General features: G+C 41.2%; 24 protein-coding genes and 1 pseudogene. 14 read left to right on the top strand and 11 right to left on the bottom strand.

Going from position 1 to position 25,482, the window contains the following annotated elements; translation table 11 throughout:
• Positions 1–123: 123 nt before the first annotated feature.
• The 3 genes and pseudogenes from AN214_RS23325 to AN214_RS13800 all read left to right on the top strand — a co-directional run.
• Positions 124–891, top strand: a pseudogene (locus AN214_RS23325) (PAS domain-containing protein); the annotation flags it as partial.
• Between the two features lie 87 nt (positions 892–978).
• Positions 979–1,416 (top strand): methyl-accepting chemotaxis protein, encoded by a 438-nt coding sequence (locus AN214_RS23320; RefSeq protein WP_232732438.1) that lies wholly within the window; start codon positions 979–981, stop codon positions 1,414–1,416.
• A gap of 283 nt (positions 1,417–1,699) precedes the next feature.
• A complete protein-coding gene (locus AN214_RS13800) occupies positions 1,700–2,377 on the top strand; it encodes a hypothetical protein (protein ID WP_054980255.1) in 678 nt (225 codons plus the stop codon).
• Between the two features lie 192 nt (positions 2,378–2,569).
• Here the strand turns inward: AN214_RS13800 and AN214_RS13795 are convergent, their stop codons facing one another.
• Together AN214_RS13795 and AN214_RS13790 are read right to left on the bottom strand one after the other, a co-directional pair.
• On the bottom strand, positions 2,570–3,019 hold the full coding sequence (locus AN214_RS13795; RefSeq protein WP_152960769.1) for a hypothetical protein: 450 nt from the start codon (positions 3,017–3,019) through the stop codon (positions 2,570–2,572).
• A 136-nt stretch (positions 3,020–3,155) separates the two neighbouring features.
• Complete coding sequence (locus AN214_RS13790) at positions 3,156–3,929, bottom strand: hypothetical protein (protein ID WP_235576758.1); 774 nt, start codon at positions 3,927–3,929, stop codon at positions 3,156–3,158.
• Positions 3,930–4,136: 207 nt separating this feature from the next.
• Here AN214_RS13790 and AN214_RS13785 point away from each other — a divergent pair, with 207 nt between their 5' ends.
• Both AN214_RS13785 and AN214_RS13780 read left to right on the top strand, forming a co-directional pair.
• The gene (locus AN214_RS13785) at positions 4,137–4,934 is read left to right on the top strand and encodes an ion transporter (RefSeq protein WP_054980252.1); all 798 of its coding nucleotides are present in this window, start codon (positions 4,137–4,139) and stop codon (positions 4,932–4,934) included.
• Between the two features lie 134 nt (positions 4,935–5,068).
• Positions 5,069–5,536, top strand: coding sequence for a YHS domain-containing (seleno)protein (locus AN214_RS13780; protein WP_054980251.1), 468 nt, complete (start codon positions 5,069–5,071; stop codon positions 5,534–5,536).
• 3 nt (positions 5,537–5,539) lie between these two features.
• Here AN214_RS13780 and AN214_RS13775 read toward each other — a convergent pair whose 3' ends face one another.
• The gene (locus AN214_RS13775) at positions 5,540–6,445 is read right to left on the bottom strand and encodes an AraC family transcriptional regulator (RefSeq protein ID WP_054980250.1); all 906 of its coding nucleotides are present in this window, start codon (positions 6,443–6,445) and stop codon (positions 5,540–5,542) included.
• Positions 6,446–6,813: 368 nt separating this feature from the next.
• On the opposite strand from AN214_RS13775, the gene AN214_RS13770 reads away from it, so the two are divergent.
• Complete coding sequence (locus AN214_RS13770) at positions 6,814–7,032, top strand: glutaredoxin (RefSeq protein WP_054980249.1); 219 nt, start codon at positions 6,814–6,816, stop codon at positions 7,030–7,032.
• A 255-nt stretch (positions 7,033–7,287) separates the two neighbouring features.
• On the top strand, positions 7,288–8,337 hold the full coding sequence (locus AN214_RS13765) for a kelch repeat-containing protein (RefSeq protein WP_054980248.1): 1,050 nt from the start codon (positions 7,288–7,290) through the stop codon (positions 8,335–8,337).
• A gap of 92 nt (positions 8,338–8,429) precedes the next feature.
• On the opposite strand, the gene AN214_RS13760 is transcribed toward AN214_RS13765, so the two are convergent.
• Complete coding sequence (locus AN214_RS13760) at positions 8,430–10,055, bottom strand: endonuclease (protein ID WP_054980247.1); 1,626 nt, start codon at positions 10,053–10,055, stop codon at positions 8,430–8,432.
• 226 nt (positions 10,056–10,281) lie between these two features.
• On the opposite strand from AN214_RS13760, the gene AN214_RS13755 reads away from it, so the two are divergent.
• The 4 genes from AN214_RS13755 to AN214_RS13740 all read left to right on the top strand — a co-directional run bounded on the left by AN214_RS13755 (position 10,282) and on the right by AN214_RS13740 (position 12,688).
• Positions 10,282–10,878 carry a Crp/Fnr family transcriptional regulator gene (locus AN214_RS13755; RefSeq protein WP_054980246.1) on the top strand — a complete coding sequence of 199 codons (597 nt, stop codon included), beginning with the start codon at positions 10,282–10,284 and terminating at the stop codon, positions 10,876–10,878.
• 82 nt (positions 10,879–10,960) lie between these two features.
• Entirely contained in the window at positions 10,961–11,587 is a 627-nt protein-coding gene (locus AN214_RS13750) for a nitroreductase family protein (RefSeq protein WP_054980245.1), read from the top strand.
• On the top strand, positions 11,584–12,036 hold the full coding sequence (locus AN214_RS13745) for a DMT family transporter (protein WP_054980244.1): 453 nt from the start codon (positions 11,584–11,586) through the stop codon (positions 12,034–12,036). Before AN214_RS13750 ends, AN214_RS13745 begins: the two co-directional genes overlap by 4 nt.
• 4 nt (positions 12,037–12,040) lie before the next feature.
• On the top strand, positions 12,041–12,688 hold the full coding sequence (locus AN214_RS13740) for a GNAT family N-acetyltransferase (protein WP_054980243.1): 648 nt from the start codon (positions 12,041–12,043) through the stop codon (positions 12,686–12,688).
• On the opposite strand, the gene AN214_RS13735 is transcribed toward AN214_RS13740, so the two are convergent.
• The 5 genes from AN214_RS13735 to AN214_RS13715 all read right to left on the bottom strand — a co-directional run bounded on the left by AN214_RS13735 (position 12,677) and on the right by AN214_RS13715 (position 18,781).
• Positions 12,677–13,159: a DUF2938 family protein gene (locus AN214_RS13735; RefSeq protein ID WP_054980242.1), complete on the bottom strand. Its 483-nt coding sequence runs from the start codon at positions 13,157–13,159 to the stop codon at positions 12,677–12,679. The genes AN214_RS13740 and AN214_RS13735 overlap by 12 nt on opposite strands.
• A gap of 141 nt (positions 13,160–13,300) precedes the next feature.
• The gene (locus AN214_RS13730) at positions 13,301–14,638 is read right to left on the bottom strand and encodes a DUF3526 domain-containing protein (protein WP_054980241.1); all 1,338 of its coding nucleotides are present in this window, start codon (positions 14,636–14,638) and stop codon (positions 13,301–13,303) included.
• The gene (locus AN214_RS13725; RefSeq protein WP_054980240.1) at positions 14,635–16,035 is read right to left on the bottom strand and encodes a DUF3526 domain-containing protein; all 1,401 of its coding nucleotides are present in this window, start codon (positions 16,033–16,035) and stop codon (positions 14,635–14,637) included. Before AN214_RS13725 ends, AN214_RS13730 begins: the two co-directional genes overlap by 4 nt.
• A gap of 3 nt (positions 16,036–16,038) precedes the next feature.
• On the bottom strand, positions 16,039–18,054 hold the full coding sequence (locus tag AN214_RS13720) for a TonB-dependent receptor (protein ID WP_054980239.1): 2,016 nt from the start codon (positions 18,052–18,054) through the stop codon (positions 16,039–16,041).
• 22 nt (positions 18,055–18,076) lie between these two features.
• On the bottom strand, positions 18,077–18,781 hold the full coding sequence (locus AN214_RS13715; RefSeq protein WP_054980238.1) for an ABC transporter ATP-binding protein: 705 nt from the start codon (positions 18,779–18,781) through the stop codon (positions 18,077–18,079).
• A gap of 247 nt (positions 18,782–19,028) precedes the next feature.
• Between AN214_RS13715 and ltaE the strand changes: the two genes are divergently transcribed.
• The gene (gene ltaE, locus AN214_RS13710) at positions 19,029–20,030 is read left to right on the top strand and encodes a low-specificity L-threonine aldolase (protein WP_082428578.1); all 1,002 of its coding nucleotides are present in this window, start codon (positions 19,029–19,031) and stop codon (positions 20,028–20,030) included.
• 89 nt (positions 20,031–20,119) lie between these two features.
• Here the strand turns inward: ltaE and AN214_RS13705 are convergent, their stop codons facing one another.
• Positions 20,120–21,181 (bottom strand): hypothetical protein, encoded by a 1,062-nt coding sequence (locus AN214_RS13705; RefSeq protein ID WP_054980237.1) that lies wholly within the window; start codon positions 21,179–21,181, stop codon positions 20,120–20,122.
• Between the two features lie 114 nt (positions 21,182–21,295).
• On the opposite strand from AN214_RS13705, the gene AN214_RS13700 reads away from it, so the two are divergent.
• Complete coding sequence (locus tag AN214_RS13700) at positions 21,296–23,257, top strand: methyl-accepting chemotaxis protein (protein ID WP_054980236.1); 1,962 nt, start codon at positions 21,296–21,298, stop codon at positions 23,255–23,257.
• Positions 23,258–23,342: 85 nt separating this feature from the next.
• Here AN214_RS13700 and AN214_RS13695 read toward each other — a convergent pair whose 3' ends face one another.
• Positions 23,343–24,539, bottom strand: a complete 1,197-nt coding sequence (locus tag AN214_RS13695; protein ID WP_054980235.1) for an AraC family transcriptional regulator — start codon at positions 24,537–24,539, stop codon at positions 23,343–23,345.
• 148 nt (positions 24,540–24,687) lie between these two features.
• On the opposite strand from AN214_RS13695, the gene AN214_RS13690 reads away from it, so the two are divergent.
• Positions 24,688–25,356 carry a DUF2306 domain-containing protein gene (locus AN214_RS13690; protein WP_054980234.1) on the top strand — a complete coding sequence of 223 codons (669 nt, stop codon included), beginning with the start codon at positions 24,688–24,690 and terminating at the stop codon, positions 25,354–25,356.
• Positions 25,357–25,482 lie beyond the last annotated feature (126 nt).

Genomic DNA, 25,482 nt, shown 5'->3' with positions numbered 1-25,482 from the left:
TTCTACCTTAGAAAACGTTAAAAAATTTTGCTTAATATATAAACGACAGAAAAGGCTTTAAAAAATAAAATACTGCTAATATTAAGTTAACCAGTTTGATCCTAACTTATTATAGGGAACTATATGTTTTGGAACAAAAAAGAAAAAGCCAAACAAACTAACATTACGCCAACTTACCAACATGAGTTTAATGTTATGACGTCAATTAAACGAGTGTTTGCTTATATTGAGTTTACCCCGCAAGGTAAGATCATTACTGCTAACGAGCTATTTCTATCTACTCTTGGCTACGAGCTGAGCGAAGTTGTTGACCAACACCACCGTATGTTTTGTTCACCTAACGAAGTCAGCTCAAACGAGTATCGAGAATTCTGGGATAAATTAGCACGAGGCGAATCATCTTCAAATAGATTCGAGCGCATAAAAAAAGATGGCAGTTCAGTATGGATTGAAGCTTCTTATACTCCCGTTTTAGATGAACAAGGTAAAGTTACAAGTGTAGTTAAGTTAGCGACTGATATTACAGAGCTTCAAAAAGCGGAAATGAAAAAAGCGGGGTTATTAGAAGCGATAGAGAGAGCGATGGCAGGGATCTCTTTTGATGTAAACGGCCATATATTAGAAGTAACAGAGGCTTTTTTAAATGTCGTTGGATATCGCGAGCAAGACATAATCGGTAAACACCATCAAATATTTTGTCCCAAATCAATTAGCTCATCGCCAGAATACAAGCAGTTTTGGAACGAGTTAAGAGAAGGTAAAATTCAACGTGGGTTGTACGAGCGTGTAGATTCTAATGGAAACACCCTTTGGTTAGAAGGCGCTTATCACCCAATATTTAATAGGGAAGGTAGTGTCAACAGGGTTGTTAAATTTGTGTCAGATGTAACCCAACAAACTCAAAGTATTAAAGATACTATTGAAGCAGTTCAATCAACATCTACAGAAACCGAACAAGTTAGCGCCGAAGCGACGCAAATGTTACAGCAAACCGTTGTTACAATGGACGATATTTCTAACGATATCGATGTCGTCTTCATCGATATAAAAGAACTCAATAATGAGTCTGAAAAAATTAATGCGATTGTGAGCACTATATCCGCTATTGCAGAGCAAACCAATTTACTAGCACTTAACGCAGCGATTGAGGCCGCTCGTGCTGGAGAACAAGGAAGAGGTTTTGCGGTAGTAGCTGATGAAGTTCGCACTCTTGCTGCAAGAACATCTAACTCCACCTCAGAAATCGCCAATGTTGTAAAAAGTAATACTGAGTTAACTCTCCGTTTGAGTGATAACATAGAAGCAGCACAAGAAAAATCCAAAAAAGGTGTTCAACTTATTAGCAATGTAGATGGCATATTTAAAGAAATAAATCAGGGAATGTCTGGAATAGTTGAAGTGGTGAGACGCCTCTAGTTGTAGGGTAATACTATTTGGTTGAAGCCAAAAATAACGTCGTCGCGTCGAGAGCTTTTAGCTGACATTTGTCGTAAATATGAGGTCGATGATAGTCTACTATTTAGGTTTTATTGGCAATTTTAAACCGTAGCAGAATCACTCAAGTTAGCACTTAGCAGAAGCAGCCCTCTGAAATTAATTATGTATTCGGTAGTAATGAGCGAATAACGGAGACGGCTAAATTAAAGATGTGTTATGGTGGAGTCTTGCTATATTAAGCCGTTATTTAGTCAAGAAACTTATGAATCCAGACTATTCTAAATACAATATTGAGGAACTGATTGAGGTATGCTCTAGTATTGACAGAGAAAAATATCCAGAAAGATATGAATCAGCAAAAACTCAGTTGGCATTAAAACAACAGAGCAAATTCGATGCTGTTAAAAATAGTGAAAAACACTATAACAATCAAAATAGAGAATCTCACAGAATCAACGCTAGCTCTCATTTAAAAGAGTTTCTGCCTACTTCTACAATTCTGGTTTGCTGCTTTGCCATTTGGCTTCACTTTTCTATCAATAAAGGTTTGGGTTGGTTAGGTCTACACAGTATGTTTGCGTTATTTTGGCTTTTAATCGCTTTAATACCTCAGTTGATTCTTCATTTGAGATATTCCTCAGTGAACAAAAACCATCAAATAGTTCAAGACAAAAGACTAATTTCTATATCTTCTAAAGACTTAAAACATGTATTCAGTTGGGATGATATTGATTCGGTGGACCTTTACTTACCTACTAGTCAGTATTTTTCAGGCTCAAGAATAGTTCCTTCAGAGAATTACTCATTTGGAATAATTCAAGTAAAAGGAATGAAAGGAAAAGTAATTATCACCAGTTTATTGGATACTGAGTTGCTATGGTTGCGCTGGTTAAAACCTAGTGTCACTAAGCGTCATTGGCGTGTAATTAGTTTTGTGTAGTGACTGGCAGTTCTTGGCACATATGCGACTGTCAGAATTGATTTTATTGGTTCTAGTCAAATAGGTCTAGTGAAAGCTTATTTAGATAAGCGATTTTTATCGCCTTTAAATACAACACGTTATTAGGCGAGCTGACTTAATTCGCCGGAGTAAAAACGGATAAACTTATACTTTAAACTCGGTTAATTATTGTTATGAATTTATGGCGCTTGATAAATTTAGCTTTTGGCTTATCTCAGCAATGTGTTGTTCGATAATGGCTATGTTCTTTTTGCTAAAAGACATAAGCGGTATTTTCTCGTTTAGAGATTCTTCGTGTTTTATATGGGTGAAATGTAATTCTTTAAGGCCAGTATCGGTTTCAACTACTTTTGCACTGCGTAAATCCGCATGATTTATTCTAATACGCTTTGATATAACACTCTTTTTCAGTTCAAAAGCGTCAGCGTAAAAATGCCATGCATTAAAACAGTAGCTAATAATGCACATGGCGATGAATATTAAGCCCCAAACAGCAAGCTCCAGTTTAAGATAATAAATACCCAAGCCTATTAGTAAAGAACCTAGCAGCATGGTAGGAATGTGTTTTACTAAGCTAACTTTTACACTGTGTTTTGGCTTTTCCGTAAGCGTATTTGTCACCGTTACCATCCTTAGTTGGTTTTGTATAGGTTAAGGGCATCAATCTTGTGAGAGCCGCAGTAATTCCTTTAAAGCGACTTAGTTTTTTTATATAACTGGGCCAAACTATGCCTTGGCCCTTTCTCTGCCTGATTCGTTAAAGTTGAGCTGGTTTTGCTGCTGCAAGCTTGCTCTCTAAGCGTTGTAATTGCTCTGCGAGTGCATTTTGCGTCATTTCTAGCTCGGCTATGCTGCCACCAATTTCAACTTGTTTGGCGTCGCGGCCTTGTGATTTAGACTTTATTTGGTCAAGTTCGCTATTCACTGCAGCTAGTTGATTTTTAAGTGTCTTAGTTGCTTGCTGCTGCTCTTCAAGTACCGAAAGCTTTAATGTGAGTTCAGTATGGTTTTGCGACAATGTTTTAAGCTCAGAGCTAACATTTGCTTGCGCCGATTTTTGGTTTTTAGTGATGTCGCTAGCTTGATCTTTTAACTGTTTAATTTCAGATTGGTTGCGTCGCCACGCAGATGCCCAAAGCTTGTCCATTTGTGTCCACAGTTCGTCGGTACGCTTGCTAAGTGCACTTACCTTGGCTTTAATGGCGCCTGCTGATTCACCCATTTCTTCGCCTGTAGCAGAAAGGGCGCTTTCTAATTCAGCAATGCGTTGATTTGATGCAGCAAGCTGAGCTTGGGTTGCAAGATTTTGTTGGTAAAGTGTGTATCCACCTGCTGCTAACGCAATAATGGAAATAGCACCCAGCCAGGTAAATACATTGCTACTTTTTTTAACGGCAGGTGTGTCAGGTACGTTTTGCGGCGCGCTTGGCGCTTGCTTACTCGATTGTGCAATCGGCTCTTTTGATTGCGCAACCTGATCTAGGTCGGGCGTACTACCAAATAGTTCAGGTTCAATTCGTTTATTCAACACGTACTCCTAATGTTGTTACTTATTTCTGGCGTTGAAGCAGCTTACTGCAAAATGCTAAAAGATGGAATTACTATACCTAAAATGTTCGGCATACTTAAGCTTGCGGCAATGGGGGTATTTGCTTGTTATTGCTAGATTGAGGCTTGAAAAACGTCTTTTAAAACCAGATTATGCAAATCATAAATTAGTTTATAAATTTACACGTAAATGGAATCAACAAATCCCTTTCTTTCTAAGTTAACAACCTTAGTTGAAAATAAGCTGTTCAATAACTTTTTAGTGGCGGTTATTTTATTTAATGCCGTTACGTTAGGTTTGGAAACCACACAGTTTGGTAAGCAAAACGCAAACATATTGCACGCGTTAGATTTTATTATTTTAATCATATTCACAATAGAGCTGGCACTTAAACTTATTGTGTATCGGCTGCGCTTTTTTAAATCCGGCTGGAATTGGTTCGACTTTTTAATAGTGGCTATTTCGTGGGCGCCAACCAGTGGGGCGTTATCGGTACTGCGTGCGTTTAGGATTTTACGAGTATTAAGGCTATTTTCGGTGGTGCCACAAATGCGCCGTGTAATTGGTGCGTTGGGTCACTCATTGCCAGGTATGGCCTCGGTAATTGGTGTACTGGGTATTATCTTTTATGTTTACGCGGTACTTGCTACTAAGCTGTTTGGCCAACACCCAGATGCGAACATGCAAGAATGGTTTGGCAGTATTGGTGCGTCGGCCTATACCTTGTTTCAGGTAATGACGTTAGAAAGCTGGTCTATGGGGATTGTGCGCCCAACAATGGAGCTGTTCCCGCAATCTTGGCTATTCTTTGTGCCGTTTATCATTATCACTAGCTTTGCGGTGCTTAACTTGTTTATTGGTATTATTGTTGATGCAATGCAAGTAATGCACGAAGAAGAGGGCAAGCCAGAGCAAACCTTTGCCACCAAAGAAGATATATTGCGCCTTGAGGCAAAAATTGACGCCTTAATCAGTAAAAAACAGTAAATCACCCGCCAAAAAAGCTGAAAGTGAAGTTTCGGATTTTCGGACATAATTTCAGTTTTTTTGGATATAGTTTGACTAAATGAGTGCACGTATCATTTCTATGCATTAACAAAAACGCATTAGGAGCACGTGTTATGACATTTTCTCATTCATTTAAAACAATTTTGGCGGTGGCTTTTATTGGCCTTTCAGGCTTTGCTGAAGCAGGCTACGACACCGAAACTGACAAAAACGGCGTAATTTTAGCGGGTCACGATGTGATTGGTTATTTTACTGAAGGCAAGCCAGTGTTAGGTAGCGCCGATTTTACAGCCGTTTATAACGATGCAATTTATCGTTTTAAATCTGCCGAAAATCGTGATTTATTTACACAAAACCCAGAAAAATACGCACCACAATATGGTGGTTTTTGTGCCTACGGCATGACCTTTGGTAAAAAGTTTGAAATAGACGGTAAGGCGTTTGAAATTGTTGATGGCAAATTGTTTGTAAATAAAAACCAAGATGTTTACAAAGCATGGGCGAAAGCTGTACCTAAACATATTTCCGAAGCAAATAACTTATGGCCAACGGTTGAACTAGCTAACCCAAGCGAGCTGTAATCGTTAATGGGCACCACTTCGTACGCTGCCAGGTGCGTGCCCTTGATGTTGTTTATACGCTTTACGAAACGCGGCTTCCGATTCATAGCCGCTTTGCTCTGCAATTTGGGCAATGGTCAAATTGCTCGTGATCAGTAATTTTCGCGCGTTGATCATCCGCCATTTTATTAAATAATTCATCGGACTACTGCCTACTAACTTGCTAAATTTATCGGCAAAATTAGAGCGACTCATCGCGGCTTTTTCTGCAAGCTGTGCCAAATTCCAGTTATGCTCTGGCTGTTGGTGAATAGCGTTTAATGCGTTACCAATACGTGAGTCAAAAAGCGCAACCAATAAGCCGCTTTGCAGTTTGTCGCTTTCTACTTGTACGCGTAACACTTCAACAAATAATAAATAGGCAAGCTGATCAACAACCGTGTAGCAGCCAGCGCGTGATTCACTTAATTCCATAATCATTAAATCAATGAGGGCAAGGGCTTTACTGTTACTGGGTGTTGCAGGCAAATGAATAACGCTTGGCATTGCATCTAATAATGGATTGATAAGGGTGTTTTTAAACTCGAAAAAACCGCACACCATATTGGTGGTTTCGCCATTATTACTCATTGGCGCATTGATTAAATGCGGCTGAGGTGTTGCTGCGCTGCTGGCAATAATATGCTGATGATCGTGCGGAAAAATAACCAGATCGCGGGCGTTTAATTTGTGCTTTTCATCGCCCATATGTAGCCACGCTTCACCTTTACCAATCAGGTGAAATGGTATTCGCCGACTGCCTGATGTATCGACCGCCCACGTGCCACAAAAATCACCGTTTACATACACTTCGGCGTTTAACGACAAACGCTTTAGCAATACGCTGAGCGGATCAGGATCATTTAGGTAAATATTCGGACTTTCAGACATAAATTAAATCAGATGCGACATGTTCTTAGAGTAAGCCCCTATTTAAACTTGGTATTGAAATTTAATCAAACAGGAATCCCCTCAATGAGCAAGATTAAGATTTATGTGAAAATGAGGGGCTGTTTATCTTTGTTGATATTTTCAGCAACAAGTGATTTATTTCGCTAACAAAGCGGCATGAATGTGGTTTAGTTGTTCTAAATGAATGAAATGCCAATGCAGTTAGGGGAATAAATAGCTATTGCCCTTCGGGCTGAGGCTAAAATCGTCTTACTCTTCGTTAAAAATAATTTATTTAGAGGGCCAAACCTCATCATTTTTGCCTTGATTAGGACGATTTTTTCTCTCAGCTGAATTATTAAACAAAAATATACAGCCCCTACCGTCCCTACTGTAAAACGGCGAAATCATTGATGGATGGTTTAAATTGGCAATATGAAGAGGTAGATGTCACCCATAACTCGCATGAATTTAAGCAAATGGTGTTGTTAAGTGGTCGTAAAACGGTTCCCCAAATTTTTATTGATGGTGAGCATATTGGCGGTTGTGACGACTTTAGAGCTTACCTTACTAAACACGCCTTGTAGATTAATGTGTAATTGGGCGGCAATATTAGCGAGCTTCGCACTCGCTAATATTGTCGTTTTTGTATTTATTGAGTACCTAACTGATGACCTTTTTTTAGTGGGTTTAGATTTAGCTAGATCTCAATTCCGGCTTAATATAAAGTGACAAATATCTGTATTTTTCTAACTAATTCTAGTTATTAATCATTTGATTACAGATGAACTTGTAGTTGGTTGTTTACGTACAAACTACAGAACACTTTTTAAGGAATTTAGATGCGTCTTTTTTCTGCCGGTCACATGTTATTACTACTTGCTTCTATGGCTTTATTTAGCAGTTCACTTGCTGCAAACCAAGCCGATTCTGCTACTGCAACAACACATCAAATACAGTGGCTCGATGGCCCTGAATTATCGATTCCGTTACAAAATATATACCCTGCAGTATTTGAAGAACGCATTTTGGTCGGTGGCGGGTTTACGCCATCAAGCATGCCGTCATTTTTTGGATTAGGTCCAAGTGAAAAGATGTTTAGTTTAAACCCTGCGCGAGCACGTTGGCAAAGTGTACCGGACTTACCTGAACCTAGGCATCATTTAGGCATGGTGAGTAATCATCACTATTTGTATGCTATTGGCGGTTATACGGGTAGTAAAGAAAAAGTGTGGCCAATTCAACGCTCGGTATTTCGCCTCGATGGTAACTTTCAGCGCTGGCGTAAAAGCGCGTCATTGCCTATCCCACTAGCAGAATCGGTTTATGCAAATGTAGGTCAAAACATTCATGTAATTGGTGGTAAAACAACGTCATCACAGACCGGTGAGCACATTGACAGTGCCGCCCACTATGTTTTGGTGAGTAATGCATACTGGCGCAAAGCTAAACCACCGACTATTTCAAGGTATTCCGCGGCAAGCGCAGTAATTGGCGATAGAATTTACGTAATTGGTGGGCGTACCTCAGGGCAAGACGCAAAATTACTAAATAGCGCAGAATTTTACGATGCGAGTACTGATTCGTGGTCTGCGATAGCACCTTTACCGGTTGCGGCGGCGGGGCTCTCGGCAAGCGTGGTGGATGATAAAATTATTGTTACGGGCGGTGAAATCTTTAACCAAAATGGCGAAAAGCGCACTGTAAAAGCGCTCAATTCGGTATGGCAATATGATCCAGCCCTTGATACTTGGGCCGCGATGAACAATCTACCTCAGCCACTATATGGGCATGGCAGTGTAACACTGAGGGGGAAACTATACTTGTTAGGTGGCGCAGGGGAGAAAGAAGCAACCAATCGAGTGATGATCGCAGACTTAACAGCACAATAAAAACAGCATTTTTCAGCCACAAGTGACGGTTAAAAAAAGCTAACGGAATACGTTAGCTTTTTTGCTGTTATTTGTTGTGTGATGAATGGCGTTTACCAAATCATATCAACAAATTCAGGGTGGTCGACAAATGGGTTGCGGTTACCTTGGTAATCATAAGCCGCTTGGTTGCGGTCGCGCTCAAGTTGGCTTACAGGGTCATTGTTGTGCCATTTTAATAAAAGTGCCACTACCCAGTTTTCAAATACCTGATTAGTTGTGCCATTAAGCACATCATTGGCGCTGCTGCTGTTTCCTTGCCACGAGCCAATAACGTTTTGATAACGCGTAGCCATGTAAAAATAGGCGCGTGCAAAGTCACCTTTAAACTCGTCAATCGGTTCAAACACAGTACCGTTATAACCTGTTGATGAGGCAGCGCTACCGAGTTTACTGCCATTGTTTGACACAAAACTAGCGCTACTGACTTCACCAAATGGATAGCTGCCCCGTTTTGCGTTGACATAACCATCGGTTGCAAAAATATGGTGAATATCCGAATTCATAGGCTCTACTTTGCCACCAAACCAGCTTTTCGGGAAAGAGTGTTCGCGGTTGTAGCAATCGGCTTCGCTGTTGTAGCTGCCGCATTGGTTGGTAACAGCAATGTAATTGTAGCTATCTTGCCCAGTTGGGTTTTCAGAGTATCTATCGAGAATGGTGTTGTCGTTCTCGAAATATTTATCGCGAGATGCGCTATCGTAAAATCCCCAAATAGCTGAGTAGCCACGTGAATTATGATTTTTGATAATATTGTGTAGCTCGGTTTTTAGCGCAAAACCTGTTAGCCCTTGGGTTGATGCATAATAACCTGTTGGCGTTGTTGGAGGTTCAGGGTCGGTTGAGTCGCCAAGTGTAAACGCTGTTGTTTGTGAACTTTGAAAGCTTGCACCACTTGCTAACACAGTATTTGCATTGGTTAAACTGTAACTGCCGTTACCGTGGTTGCAGCAAATGCCATCGCCATAGCTATCAAAAATGGTGAAGCTGTAGTCGCCTGATGCTAAACATATTTCTTGGTTGTATTGGGTGTTTGCTTGATACCCGTTACCAGATTCAACTACATTGTTTTGGCTATTGGTAATTTGCCAGCTTGTTTCTTCGCCGTAACTGTCGGTTTGTAGCGACAGTGATACGCTATGATCATTACAGCCAGTATTTGGTGGCGGTGTGCTGCCTGAAGAAGGTAAAAAGGCATCAACATAAACTACTTCGCTGCCATCGAACCCGCTTACATCATAAAAACGCAAACCCACATCAATGTTTGTGGTTGTTGATGCAGTGTATTGGTAGCTTATTTGCTGCCATTGTTGTGTAACGGCTGCATTAGAATAATTTTGATAACCATCAACAACTAAGCGTGCTTTTATGCCGCCTTCAGTGTGATAAACCCAAGTAGAAAATTGATAGGTTTGACCCGCTTCAACTGCAACGCTTTGACGTATATCTGTGCTACTTTGCGATGCGGTATTTACCGTTACTTTTGCGGCATAACTGCCCGATTTTACAATATTGCTTTCTGGTGCAAGTGTAATACCGCTATCAATAGTGGACCAAGCACTTGGTGTGTTATCTGTCCAAGTTTCAAAATCACCATTGTTTACAGTAGCGAAACCCGCCCCTGCAACACTCATTAGGCTACTTGCAAGCAGTAGCTTTTGCCTTTTTCCGTAAATCATAGTGTGTCCTTTAAACGTGTTTTTGACGATAAATCAACCAGCAGTATAAGCTAAATGAAATTTGTTACAATAATGTTAAAATTGGCGTTGGGGAGTGATGCAAATTGAGATGGTTGAATGCATTGCTAGCAAGTAGTGGAGCCACAAATAAATAAGCGTCATGTATTTATAAGCAATGGCTTAACGCTTTAGAGTTCGTTAGGTAAACTGGCGTTACTTTTTCGATTTGGCTGTATTTGTTTTGGATGCAATATCTCACCTTAAAACCACGTTAAACAACTATTATCCTCTTAGCGATGAAGCGTTTTTGGCTTATAAAAATTGCACCCGACTACGCACGGTAGAAAAGGGCGAAGTATTGTATGAAATTGGCCAAACTCCTAGCCACTTTGCGTTTTTGCACCATGGATTGATGCGCGCATATGTTATTGACGAGCAAGGCAATGCATTTAATAAAACCTTTTTTGCTGAGGGGCGCTTTCCCGGCAGTATGACGTCGTTACTTACCAATAAGCCAAGCTTTATGGCAATTGATGCCCTCGAAAAAAGTGAGATTTTAGAAATAGATTTTAAGCAATTTCGTCAGGCGCTATTTGAAAATAATGAGTTGATGGCATTTCATATTCATTACCTTGAAACCCATTGGTTACTTGAAAAAGAGCCAAAAGAAATCGGCTATTTGCAATTTGAAGCAAAACAACGTTATTTAAATTTCTTGGAAGAGTTTAACCCAATAATCAACCGCTTAACGCAGTATCATATCGCCAGTTACTTAGGTATTACGCCGACTCAGCTAAGCCGCATTAAAAAAGATTTAAAATAATGATGGGTTATCAACATATGTAAAGGAGATAAGAATAAAGAGAGCGTAACCTTGCCGTATCAACTTAAACAAGGGCAAGGCAATGGACTTTATTAATTCACTCAATTGGCGCTACGCGGTCAATAAATTTTCTTCACAACAACTATCACAAGCGCAGTTGCAACCACTTATCGATAGCGTACATTTGAGCGCTAGTTCTTATGGTATGCAGCCCTATGAGTTACTTGTGATAAGTAAAGATCATATTAAACAGCAGCTAGTGCCGTTTAGTTACGGGCAAGATAAAATTGCACAGTGCTCACACTTATTGGTGTTAGCAAACCGTGTTACCACCTCAAAACATGATATTGATAGCTATATTTCGGCGCTGGCAGAAAATCAGCAAGTTGATGTTGAAAAACTAGCGGGCTACAAGCAAACCATTAGTGGGGATTTGTTATCGCTATCACCATTTGAGCAACAAAAATGGAGTGCCAACCAATGTTATATCGCGCTTGGCAAATTGCTCAGTTGTGCCGCAATAAATCACATTGATGCGTGCCCAATGACGGGTTTTGATCAAAAAGCAGTTAGTGATGCCCTTGGGCTGACAGAGCGTGAGTTAAACGCTGAAATATTATGCCCTGTAGGCATTCGTAGCAGAGACGACCACAGTGCGCTTAGAGCAAAATATCGCAAGCCAATAAATCAATTAGTGAGCCTATTATGAACGCCCTTTGGCCTGTCGCTTTTATCGCAGGGGCGTGTATTGCAATGCAAGCTGCGATGAATGCGCGCTTAGGGCAACTATTAAAAAGTTCATGGCTGGCAACAAGTTATGCATTTTTAACTAGTTTTATTTTGGTGTCGCTGGTGCTTTTGGTAATCAATGCAAAAACGCTCTCGGTCACGTTGCAAAATGTACAGCTGAGCAATGTACCTTGGTACTTGTGGGGGTCATGTGTATTAAGTGTTTTAGGCGTTGGTAGCATGTATTGGCTTATTCCCAAAATGGGCGTAGGTAATTTAATGAGTTACGCATTAACCGGGCAAATTGTCTTCGCTATGTTAATTAGCCACTTTGGTTTATTTGATAGCCCACAAAAGCTTATTAGTATTACCAAAGCGTTGGGCACAGTGTTGTTAATTGCTGGCATTGTATTGATAAATAAGGATTAAATTCATGACGTTATTAGATAGGAACCTGGCAAATTTACACCAATTTTGGTCAACATTAGCGCATACTAAAACCTCGAATGTGCATCGTCACACTAGCTGGCCAAACAAAGTATGGCGCAGCGATTTTAAGGCAATTGACCAAAATGCGTGGCACCAACATGTATGTGTAACCACTGAACCTAATGATTTTCAACGCGAGAACTACCGTAATAAACTGATTGCAATGGGCCTTGAAGGTACACAAAAACTCGCTATCTCGAATAAGTATATTGAACGCATCACGTCAGAAGAGCGCTTAAAACAGTGGGCCAACGTATGCGGTGAGGCTTTTGGATATTTGATTGATTATAAAACCTTGCGGCCATTACTTTGTGATAGCAATGCGACAATTTTCGCCTACATTGAAAATGGTGAAATTTGCGGAACAGCCATCGCTTACATTACTAATCAGACGCTAGGTGTTCATCAAGTTGGCGTGCCAGAACGTTACCAAGGCAAAGGCATTGGCAAGGCAATAATGCAGCATTTACTTTGGTTTTCAGAGCAAAATAGTTGCGATTTTATTAGTTTGCAGGCCTCGCAAGCTGGCCTGCCAATGTATCTTTCAATGGGGTTTCTAGAGCTAGGTGCTTGCTACCATTTAGCCGAGTAGCAACAAGATCATAATGTAAAGCCCAACACCAAATGACAGGTGTGCAAGCAGGCTTTTTAGTCTGATTTGCAGCGGGTGTGGGGTTTTACGGGCTGCGATGCCAAAACCAAAACACGGTTGCATAACAAAAAAGGGCATTACCAGCGTTGAGAGCGTAAACAGTAATAATAACGCTATATTGCCAATGTTAAGTGTGAGTATGTTTGCCAAAATCAAATACATATATGCGTACACAACCCCAATTGCATAATGACTCAACCAACCAATGGCAAGCTCATGCTTTTCACTGGGTGATGCCATAATCGGATTATGGCATAGCTTTCCACGCGTGATACCGATTAACCAACGCCCGACAAAAGCATAATTTAATGGCTGAATAGCGAATAATCGCAAACATAACCAAGCGGCTAAGTCCATTACAAGCGTAGCGCCTACACCAATTATCAGGCTATTTAATAATATTGAAGTCATCATTTTATCCTTAATTTTCAACTAAAAGGGGATTTTGCAACTTCAAGTCAGCTTTAAGTCAAGGTTTTGATGTTATAAAAAAGGAAGCAAATGCTTCCTTTGGGTGTGACAACAGAATCCAATTTTTGGCTAGAATTGGAACTAGGATTTGCGTTTGTAACTTAGCGCAATTAAACACGCAGTAAGTAACAGCAACCACAGCAATTGCAGCGCATCTTTAGATGTACTTGCTAAATAACTAAACTTTGGTGCATCGGCAATGGCTTGTGGCGAATAGGTTTTATTAAAAAATAGGTAAGGGTACCAGTGATCTTTTAGTGCGTTATACCAATCGGTTACTTGCGTTTTCATATCTAAATCGCTTTGCCTATCGGTATTGGCAAGGCGGGTTAGCAATAAATCCACATTTAGCACAGGCGATAGAGCTCTAAAAACAGGCGCTTTGTTGGCGTTTTCAATATGGGTTAGATAATCATTTGCCATTGGTTTAGCGGCATCGTCACTTAACGTTTGCATGGCGTAATACCATTTCCAGTCGAATGCTTCGCCTAGCTTGCTGGTTTCTTGCCATTTTGGATAGGCCGCTAAAAAGGTGTCGAGATCTGCCTGCTTATCTCTATCCCAGCTATCGTTAATACTTTGTCGCTGCGTCATTAATAGTGATACGCCAGTATTACTTTGGCTTACGTCTAATTGGCTTGAAAAGCGCGCAGAAGGTATGGCAATTGCGAGTACCAGCCAGCTCACAACAAACGCCAGCACTGATAAATTAGCCTGCTTTACCAACTTGCTAATGAGATAACTGACACTTGACCAAAACAGCATATAGCAAAACAAAATAGTCAGTAACCACAAGGTATCGAGCGATAGCGTAATATCCGTAAAAGCGGTAGCCGCTAAAAGTACCATTACATTTAAGATAAACAGCACACTTACGCTGATTGCGATGCGTGTTATCAATAATTTACTGCCAGTTGATAGGTTGGCAGAAAATAACTGCCAGCGCCCAGTTTGTTTATCTTCGGCAAGTCGCGTTACGGTGATAAAGCCAATCAACAATGGCAATAAATAAACCCATACAAAGCCTAAATCTAACCATGTAAGGCGCAAATGTTCGCTGTTATTTATTGGTTCGTTGTAGAGTTGCCCTTGCAGTGCTAACAAACGAATGCGATTGATGGTGAGTAACTCTTGGCTTTCACCTTTAAATAAAATTGACCATGGGCTCGGTGTTTTAACCGCAGGGCTATGTAAATAGTAACCAAGTCCACCTGGTGTTGCTTTATCGCCAGCTGCTTGCCACTGAGCTATGTCTGCCGCAGCAAACTGATGTTGTTTTTCGATTTCGGTAAGTTGCTTGTTGTAATGATTAAAGCCAATGACAACCGCACCAAGCGATAAAACAAGGTATACCGCCAGTTGCAAAAGAAATCCGCGATTTCTAAATAGCAGTTTTAGTTCTAAGTTAACTAAACTCATGATTGCTTTGCTCCTACACGGTAAAACAGGCCAGCGATAAGCATTAGCCAGACTAAAAACGGCAGTAAGTTTTTAAGTGGAAGCTGAGCAGGTTTCATTTCAAATTCAAACAGCGCCATATCTCGCCATACATCGTCACTTATTTTTTGCGCGCGATCGTTATGGTGATCAATTTGCTCAGTATGTACTTTATTAAGCGCTTGGATCAGTGATAAACGATAGGCCTCGGCTTGTTTTGCAAACTCATCAATACTGGCGCGGTCGTTACCGCTCAGTAATACCGATACTTTGCTTAGCACTAAGGTAGGTGAAAGCCATGATAACCATTGATGGGTGCGTTCATGCTCTGCGAAGGTTTGCTCTAACGTGTGTAAATGACGCTGGTAAATATCGCTTGTGATGCGCTCGCCCTCAGCCATGATCAAGCCGTTGTAATTAACGGGTAGTTCTTCAATCGTATCTACGCCATATTGGTCAAGTACGGATTGTTTAAAGCTATTGAAATAGGGATCGTTTGGATTGTGTGAGTCGCCGACTGCCTTTACATCTTTTTTCAGCTGACTGACAAAGTTAGCGTGCTCAGGAACAGGCGCTAAGCTTAGCCCAATTGGTGCAGCCATTTTTGGCACGAGCACACAAATAAACAGCCAAACCGCTAAGCTGCTTAACAAGCTTTGCAGGTTGTTTTTGGCAACTGCCGACACAGTAACGATGATCAGAACCCACATAATGCTGTATAACCAAAAACTTGCCATCATTGCTGTAAAAGAGAACCAATGTTGGGCAGATACATGTGCAGTTAATGCAATAAACAGTGCGGCAACGGAGGCAATAAACGCCACAATAATCGTACTTAACACAATGTAAAACACCGCTTTGGCAGACATTAACGTACGTTTTGTGAGGCCAAGGCTTAACAGCCAAGTGTAGCGATTCATTTGTTTTTCGTCGCTAATTGCGCCGTACGCCAAGATAATTAATACCAAAGGCCATACAAACCAAAAGAAGGTGGCAACAGACGGAAAACCAATTGCGAGGCTAGAGGCGTTCACTGGGTAGCTTTTGATTGCGCTGGCATTTTGTTTGTGTGCTTCTAAAAATAAGAAGTTGCCATTAAATGGCGCGACACCAACATCGAGAAAGCTAAGCGGTGAGTGTTCGCGAAATACCACGTGGCCATAGTGTGCAACGCGGTGCGGATGGCGCTCAGGTTGTGCTTGCCAAAATTCATCGGCGGTTTGCTGCCATGTTTGTTGTGCATCAATGGCATTTTGTTGTAGTTGCCAATGACTCAGTACGATGACACTTACCAGTACAACAACCAGAGTTAACACGGCTTGTGCTAAACGGTGGCGACGTAATCGCCGCCATTCTTGTTTGACTATTGTTGTTAACATAATTTAGAAACTCATAGAGAGGGAAAGGCTGGCATTACGGCCATCGCCAGGTGAATGAACGGTGTCAGTTTGGTACGCGCCGTTGCTATCTACACCACCAAAATCGTATACATATTCGTAGTACTCATCAGTGAGGTTATTAAGCTGCAACTTTATGGTGGCCCAATCTAGGTGGTAATCGGCGCTGGCATTGAGCAAAGTGTAATCACCGTATTTTTTGCCGGCATTTTCTTCATTAACGTAATAATTGCCTTGGGCATCTAAGTGAACGCGTAAAACGAGTTTTTCTGTGGCGTCGAAACTTGCGCCAAGCGATGCGGTAAAATCAGGAATACTTCTTAATTGATTGCCTTTAGTTACGTTTGCGGTATCACTTGGCGTGACAATTTCAGTATCGATATACGAGTAGTTTGCCCATACGGTAAATGCGTTAGATACCTGCCAGTTACCTGCTAAATCAATACCGTTTCGCGTTGTTTCGCCAACGTTCTTTTGCTCGCCATCGATTAATACAAACTCGTTTTTGGCTTTTTGCACCCAATACGAAGCGCGTAGCTCAACGGCATCAACACTCCACTGCGAGCCGATTTCTGCACCGTCGTTGTGTGTCATTTCGCGGGCGTTAATATCGCCACTGGTAAACGCGGCTTTACCTGTTGGGTGTTGAAAGCTTCTGCCAGTATTGAAAAATACCGCTGTGCTATCGGTAAGTGCGTAAATCACATTTAGCTTAGGTTGAACAACTAGTCCAAAGTCATACATTTCACGGTCGCTGCGCGTACCATCTGCGGCAAACTCGCTGTAATCACCCGAAAGGTCATCAACACGTAATGCTACATTCCAGTTCAGTTTGTCATTTGGCTGATGCTGAAGTTGCAGGTAACTGCCTTTTGTGTTGTAACTAAACTGACGGTTACGCTTAACAACTTGATCATCACGCTCTCGCGTTTGACCAACCGTGCCAAAACGTTGCTCAATTATCTCTTCGTTTTGTAGGTCAACGCCCCACAGTAACGCCCAATCTAGGTCAATTTGCCATGTTAACGTTGAAATTGCGCCGAGCATATCTTGATCATCAAAGCGATTTTGAATATCACTGTGCGCTGAAAAACGTACCCAACGATTACGCTGAAAGTTTTGGCTATAAACTTTAACTGCCCAATCAACTTGGTTGTTAATGGCGGTATCGTAATGCAGGCTAATGTGATGATTTTCTTTCACGCCACCATCTTGGTTTGCATAATCAGCCGACATGGTTGGGTTATCCCTTGCTTCTTGTTCGCTCAAATAACCTGGGGCTGAACCTTCATATCGGCTATAGCGGGCAATTGCACCAAGTGTTGAGTCGCTATTTAATTGCCAGTCCCACCGGCCCGAAATGGCTTTTTTGGTAATATCGGTATGGTCACGATACCCTTCATTTTTACGATAACCTAATGAGTAGCTATGTGATAACGTATCACCTTCTTGGCCAAAATAACCTTGAATTTCACGGGTATTAAAGCTGCCTAGGGTCAGCTCTAGGTCGGCACTGCTATCACTACGTGACTTTACTTGATAGTTACCGGCAATATTAAATAATCCATAGCGGGGATCGCTGGTGGCACGAAACATTTCGATATGATCAATGGCAATCGGGAATAACTGATCGAGTTCACCGTAACCTGCGTGCATATTTGCTGGAATGCCGTCGATCAATAATTTAGCGTGAGGACTGGCTCCGTCTCCGGCAAAACCACGAATTGATAAAATGGTATTCACAATGCCTTGGTTAAAACGCGACAGATAAACTCCTGGCACTTTGGTAAATAATTCTTTTAAATCATCAATATGTTGATAACTAATTTCTTCACGGCCCATATAATCAAATGAACCCGCAAGGTTAGATGAGCTAACCGAAGACGATTTACCAATGACCACAATTGATTCAAGTGACTTGTCTTGATTTGCCACAGCGAATTGAGCGCAAAGTGCAATCGATATGGCGCTCAGAGATAAAGGAAGGCGGCTGATTTTCACAAACTACTCCGAAAATAAACAATTAAACAAGGGATAAATAGGTGCTTTCAAGTGACTCGAATGATTCGCTTTGCGGCAGTTCGGCAACTTGTTTACCTTGGTGCAAAATACTGATGCGGTCAGCAAGTAAATGAGCACAACTGAGATCGTGTGTGATCATCACGGTCATTACCCCTTTTTCGCCAAGTTGTTTAATTAAGGCGACAAATTCGCGCGTAGCAACCGGATCAAGGCCGCTAGTTGGTTCATCAAGTAGCATTAGGTTGGCATTTTTTAATAGTGCCAATGCGATAGCGGTTTTTTGTCGCATGCCTTTTGAATAAAAACGCGTTGGTCTATCGAGCGCCTCTTGATTTAAGCCACATTGAATGAGTGCATCGCGCAGGGCGCGGTCATCGACATCAAGCGATGCTAATGACGCAAGGTATGCAAGGTTTTCTAATGCTGAAAACTCTGGATATAAACTAACGTTTTCAGGTAGATAAAAAATATGCTGATCTAATTTGAAATTGCTGGCAAAAATTGAGTCGCCGTTAAGCAGCACTTCGCCCGCATCGGGTCGCGTATTGCCCAAAAGCATATTAAATGTTGTTGTTTTACCGGCGCCGTTAGAACCAAGTAGGCAGTAAACCTCGCCTGAATGTAAGTTAAAGCTTAACTCGCTCACTGCGGTTTTGTTGCCAAACAGCTTGGTTAAGGCCGAAACACTAAGAGTGTTGTTTTGCATAATGCTTGTACAACCAAAAGTTATTAATGAATGAAACAGCACTAAAACGAGACTGAAGATAACAAGTGTTTTAGTGTTACTGAGAAAAATCGAAATATGTTATATTATAACATCAAAGTAAAGTAAACCTTTGTGCGATGAGAATCGCTCGCATTACGCTTTATGTGATTAGCGCAATGTGATTGTCTTTGTTGTGTTGCCACGCTACAGTGAGTTCTTATCAGAACCAGTTTAAAGCAATGAAAATATGATAGATTTACGCAGTGATACCGTAACCACACCGTGCGCAACAATGCGCGAACTGATGGCCAGTGCTCCTGTGGGTGACGATGTATTTGGTGACGACCCAACGGTAAATGCGTTGCAGCAGAAGGCCGCAGAATTAACCGGTCATGAGGCCGCATTATTTGCGCCAAGTGGCACACAAAGTAATTTATTGGCGCTTATGGCCCATTGTCAGCGTGGTGACGAATACATTGTTGGTCAAGACGCCCATACTTATAAATATGAAGGTGGTGGTGCGGCAGTACTCGGCAGCATTCAGCCACAGCCAATAGAATTTGAAAAAGATGGCAGCTTGTCACTCGAATTAGTTAAACGAAAAATTAAGCCGAACGATCACCATTACGCGCGCACGCGTCTTTTATCGATTGAAAATACAGTATCGGGTAAACCGCTGCCAATGGCTTATTTATCTGACGCCCGCAAATTTTGTGACGAACATGGTTTAGGCTTGCACTTAGATGGCGCGCGGGTATTTAACGCTGCGGTACATCATCAAGTTGCGATTAAAGACATTACCTCGCAAATGGATTCGGTATCGATTTGCCTATCGAAAGGCCTCGGAGCGCCGCTTGGTAGTGTGCTTTGTGGTTCAAAAGCTTTTATTCATGAAGCACATAAGTGGCGTAAAATGCTTGGTGGCGGCATGCGCCAAGCTGGTATTGTTGCAGCTGCGGGTTTGTATGCCCTTGAAAACAATATTGACCGTTTGGTTGAAGATCATAAAAACGCCGAGTTTTTAGCAACAGAGCTGTCTAATATCGACGGTATAAGTGTTACATTGCAGGCAACCAATATGGTGTTTTTGCAATATCAGGCAAGTAAGCCAGTTACTGAATTTGCCGACGCACTTTATCGTCAAGGCGTTAATATTTGCCCTGGAGAGCAAATTCGTTTGGTACTTCATAAAGATGTGACATGCGAAGATTGTGTTTCAGTGGTTACTGCAATAAAGAACGCACTTTAGTTTTATTTGCATTGAATTGTTAAAATAAACGTTAAGGCAGATATTGGTTATCTGCCTTAGTATGAGTGTAATTTGCTACTAAGTTACGCTTACCAGTAGTAATCGAAGGTGAGGTACCACGCAGCAAAGTCCCCTTGATTGATTTGCATATTGCGGTCGAAATACGCATCTTGATTGAGGTATTCAAGGTACAACCAACCCGGGCCATAGTCGTAGCGTACGCCCGGCGCAAACGCATACACTGTGTCATCGTCTACACCATTGGTGTTTGATTTAGCTAAAGTCACATCTAATACAAAATACCAATCGCCCAGCGTATAACCCAGTTCACCAGAGTAACGGGTGTTGTCGATTGTGCTTGTGACATTTGGATTGGCGGCAAGATAGGCTTGTGGTAAATCGCGCTTACCATCAATATAACTGAGCTTGGTAGTAAATTGGTCAAATTGGCCTTGGTAATAAATTACATAAGCGCTGTGATCGCCATCGGTACGCCTGTCTCCTGTGATCAGCTCCTCTAATTTACCGTTTTGGTAGGAGGCGGCAAAGGTGTGTTGCTTATTAAATGTATAAGAAAAATCAACAACTGCGGTGTCTACTTTTCGGTAGGTTGAACTGCTGCCCCAGTGGCGGTTGTCATCGGTGCTGTCGGTTGATTTACTTGCCCAGTCATCAGCCAAATAATAGGCAAGTTGGTAATTGAATTGGTTAACGCCGCCTTGGTATTTTACGCCGACATCCATTTGGTCACCGTAAGCGGCTAAAAACATGTCACCTGGCCAAAAATTAGCGGTTTTCCAGCCAAATGGCACTTGGCTTTTGCCAAAGGTCAGAGAGTTATTGTCGTCAATCGCGTAGCCAAGCCATGCTTTATGTAAAACATATTTTTGCCCGCTTGAATTGTTATCAACGTCAGTGAAACTGCCTGGTCCTAGGCGAAATTCCGCAGAGTAAAACCAAGGCGAGTTATCTGATTTTGCACCATCCAAGTAACCGATAATCGCTTGATCGCCAAAGTCGGTTTCGTGAGTGTCTTCGTTAAAGCTGTAATTAATCCAAAAGCCGCCTGCCAGTGAGGGCGATGCAGCGAGCGGCGCAGAAAGTGTAAGCGCAATTAGCGAACTAAATAAAAGGGGTTTTGAGTTCAACATAAATACCGTGTAAATAGATGACTTTAAAATAGCTTAGACCATAACTGATGAAGTTGACTAGCGCCAGATTGCAAACCATATTTAATTCATTACTAGCCATTTGTAGTTAGCTCAATGTCAATTTCAAAAAAACTCATCATTGCCTTTTTAGTCACCATGACACTGCCAATTATTGTGATTGCTGTGATCATGATTAATCAGACCCGCAACCTGGCGCACGATAATTTTACCATTGCCAATACGCGAGAAGTTACGCAGATAGATAAAGCAATTTCACTTTTCTTTGAGGAGATCAGTAAAGACGTTGTGTATATCGCGAAACACCCCGATTTAGTAGCAGCCAAAAACGGTATTAAAACCTATATGAATACGTCATCGACGAGTCAAATTACGCCGGAACAAAACGACGTAATTGAACAACGGGTATTCGATTTGTTTTCACAGTTTGGGGAATCACATGAGGGTATTTCTTATATTTACATGGGTAATCAACAAGGTGGTTATACGCAATGGCCAAAAGGCAGTGTGAGCGCTAACTACGATCCAAGGCCACGTCCTTGGTTTAAAACGGGCACAGGCGCGACAGCTAAACCTATTCGTACCCAAGCGTATTATTGGGAACCTGATGATGCAGTTATTGTGTCTACGGTGATGTCGATTAAAGATAGTGCGGGTAGCAATTTCGGTGTAACGGGCATGGATGTTTCGTTAAAAGGTTTAACGAGCATGATCCAAAATATCAAAATGGGTGAGTCGGGCTTTTTAATGCTAATAGAAGATTCGGGCAAGATTTTAGTTGATGCCAAACACCCTGAAAATAATTTTAAAGAATTTGCGAGTGTTAAAAGTAACCTATACGCTGGATTAAGCCGCATGGAATCTGGTGATACTACCATTGAAATTGATGGCGATGTTTATCTTGCCAATGTGTATACCTCGCCCAAACTCAATTGGAAGTTTATCGGCCTGCTTAAAAAATCAGAAGTGATGGCGAAGGCAAACACCCTGATGGTGATAATTATTGTGGTGAGTTTAATTCTTATTGGTATTTTCTCCGCATTGTCTGTGTATATTTCTAAACTGATATCGCGTCCGATTATTGAGGTAACCCGTGGCCTTGAAGACATTTCGCAAGGTGAAGGCGACTTAACTCAACGTTTAAAAATTCGCACGCAAGATGAAACCGGAAAACTGGCTAATAGCTTTAATCAATTTTTAAATTCGATTGCTGATTTGGTGCGAGAGATTAACGGTTCTTCCGCTAATGTTAGCAACGCATCGGAAGTAAGCTCTCGCTTAGTAACTTCCATGAATTCATCGTTAATGACACAACAATTAGCACTTGAGCAAGCATCTACAGCCATTAATGAAATGGCGGCGACCGCCAACGAAGTCGCGTCAAGCTGCGCATCGGCAGCAGATTCAGCCAATTCCACTAAACAATCAGCGATTGAAGGGCAATCGTTAATTAATAAAACAGTATCAAGTGTGTCGGGGCTGTCAGATACTATCGCAAGTACAGAGCAAAATGTGCGTGATTTAGACAGTGAAAGTGAAAGCATTACCACCATTTTAGATGTGATCCGCGGTATTGCTGAGCAAACAAACTTGTTAGCACTTAATGCCGCAATTGAGGCGGCACGCGCAGGCGAGCAAGGCAGAGGCTTTTCGGTGGTAGCAGACGAGGTACGTGCGCTTTCTCAACGTACTTCCGAATCAACAGAAGAAATTGCACAGCAACTGGGTAAGCTTAGAAACATGACCCAATCGATTTCAAAAGAGATGTCGCAAAGCCTTGATATATCCTCGCAAACTGTTGAGTTTACAAAACAAGCGCAAGCTAGTTTTGATTCTATTACACATTCGGTTGATCTGATTAGTGATATGAACTCGCAAATAGCGACCGCAGCAGAAGAGCAGCAACATGTAGCGGAAGAGATTAATCGCAATGTGGTGGATATTAAAACTGGTGCGGATGAAATTTCAGGGCTTGCTAATGACGCCGATGAAAATGCCAACAGCCTGGCATCGCTTTCAGCCGCTTTAACTGCATTGGTTAAAAAGTTTAAAACCTAACGCGCGCTTGTTAGTTATGGTGACAAAAGACAGTAACAGGTGGTGATATCCCGTAAGGTACTCTAAGCACTGTAGCCTCAATGCGTCAGAGGCTAGTGTGCTGCTTGCGATATTGCATTGGGGTGATACCGGTGTATTTTTTAAAGGCGGTATAAAACGCCGACTTAGAGTTAAAGCCCGCATCCATTGCAATATCGAGTACCGTTTTATTGCTGTTTGTGAGTTCATTCTTAGCGTGTTTTACACGGTAGCCATTTACATAATCAAAAAAATTAACGTTTAAACGCTCGCTCAATGTTTGAGAAATATAATTGGAAGAAGTATTGATACTTTTTGCAAGTACTGGCAATGACAAGGCTGCGTTTAAATAGATCTGCTCTTGCTGCATTGCGCTTTCCAATTTGTTTGCAATGTGTTGTAAATTATCTTCACTTAATGCCGAGGTTTTATATTTATTCTGCTTCACTGACAACACAGTAGGTTCATCATCTTTACTAATATCATCAAATATTTCTTCAAACCCAGGCTTTTGGCGAAGCGCCCAAGTCGCTAAAAAGGTTACGGCTATCAGTAATAGTAAGCTTGAAAAGGGCGTATACATTTCACTTGGGAACAGCAAATTATTGAGTGTTAAATTGATGGCAAATAATCCCCAAGGAATGCCTACTAAAAGTGCTAATGCTGTAAGCCAACCCATTTCTTTCTGTTCTGTTGTCGCAAAAATGTCTTTTAAATGTGTGCGGTAGCGGTTTAAACGAACAATGGTTTTAACCACATAAAATGCCGATTGTAATACCCAGCCAATCACCAATAAAAAGGTGATAATTAACCCAGCATACACACTATATCGTAACAAGGGTGATACGTTTTCAAGCACCACATCATCACCGTCGACCAAAAGCCCGTGTTGAATCTCGCTGGGTAAAACTAATGTGAAAAGTGAAATAAATAGTCCGATTGCAGGCAACGCAAAATGCCATTTATCGTGTTTGGTAAGCGTCCATTTCGATTCTGCTGTAAGACTTTTAATGTAAAACCAAAAGCTCGGGGCGATCATTAATAATGCGGGTAAAGACACGATAAGTTGAGTTTGGCGCCAGTCTGGCGCGAGTAATTTTAGGCTGGGTTGGCATATAACAATTGCAATGGCAATAAAGCAGCAAGCAAGGGTAGTGTAGCCGAAATTTTGACCTTTTTTAGTAATAAGTAAACTTGCGTTAAAGCCCAATAAGGTCATCGTTGCGATGTTAATCGCAAATAAGTAGATTTCAGATGGTTGCAAACTAAATCCTTTTATTTCTTTATAAACAATATCTTATTTGTTTTTGTTGTTTCTTTATGGTTCTACTCAACAGATTAGAACGATATTGCTTTAGGTATTTTACATAATCGTTTCTAACTTAACTAGCGTATGGCGTAAGGATTAAAAAATGACATACCAAAATGCAATTATTACAGAACCAAATGAATTTAAAACACCGTTTAATTGGGCTGGTGTTAGCTTTTTACTCTTTATGATAGGCATTCCTGCAATACCAGCAGTATTTATTGTTGCTTTAGTTGTAATAGGTAGTGGTATTGAGTCGCCGCTCAGTGAAATGATTAACGCGCGCTATTTTGATATGCCACTTGTGATTATTTGCCATGGTATATCAGGTATTGTGTTTTTTTTAACAATGCCATTTCAGTTTTCACCAAAGTTAAGACAAGCAAAACCGCGCTATCATAAAATTAATGGCTACTTTGCGTTTATTTCTGCATGTGTGATGGCGGCGTCTGGTGTGTGGATGCATCATGTATTTTCGCCTAATGAATTTGGCGCGCGCTATGTGAGTTTGGTGATAGTTGCGATAACGATTTGTATGACGTTTGTTATTGCTGTTAAGTATGCAATTAAAAAGGATGTTAAACAGCACCTGCGCTGGGTATATTTTGCAGCAGCTGCAAGTTTAGCGGTTGTTAGCCCATTATTTTTAGAAATTATAGCGATGCTAATGGGCAATGTAGGAGCTGAGCTGATGCATGATTATGGACGTTTAATCGGCTTGGTTTTGAATTTTCAAATTGCACATTGGTTATTTAAAAAGAACAATAGCTAACATTTAATTGCTCAACTTTAAGGTATTCCATTTAAGCGAAACGAAGAAGTTTAGCGAAGAGTACCAAAGCGGGAAGGTGTAAATATTCTTCAATGAACTAAAGCGCTTTAGCAAAAAGCCAGTAAC

Source organism: Pseudoalteromonas sp. P1-9 (genome assembly GCF_001399975.1).
In the GTDB taxonomy this organism is placed as follows: domain Bacteria; phylum Pseudomonadota; class Gammaproteobacteria; order Enterobacterales; family Alteromonadaceae; genus Pseudoalteromonas.
This window is presented reverse-complemented; position numbering and strand designations above follow the sequence as displayed.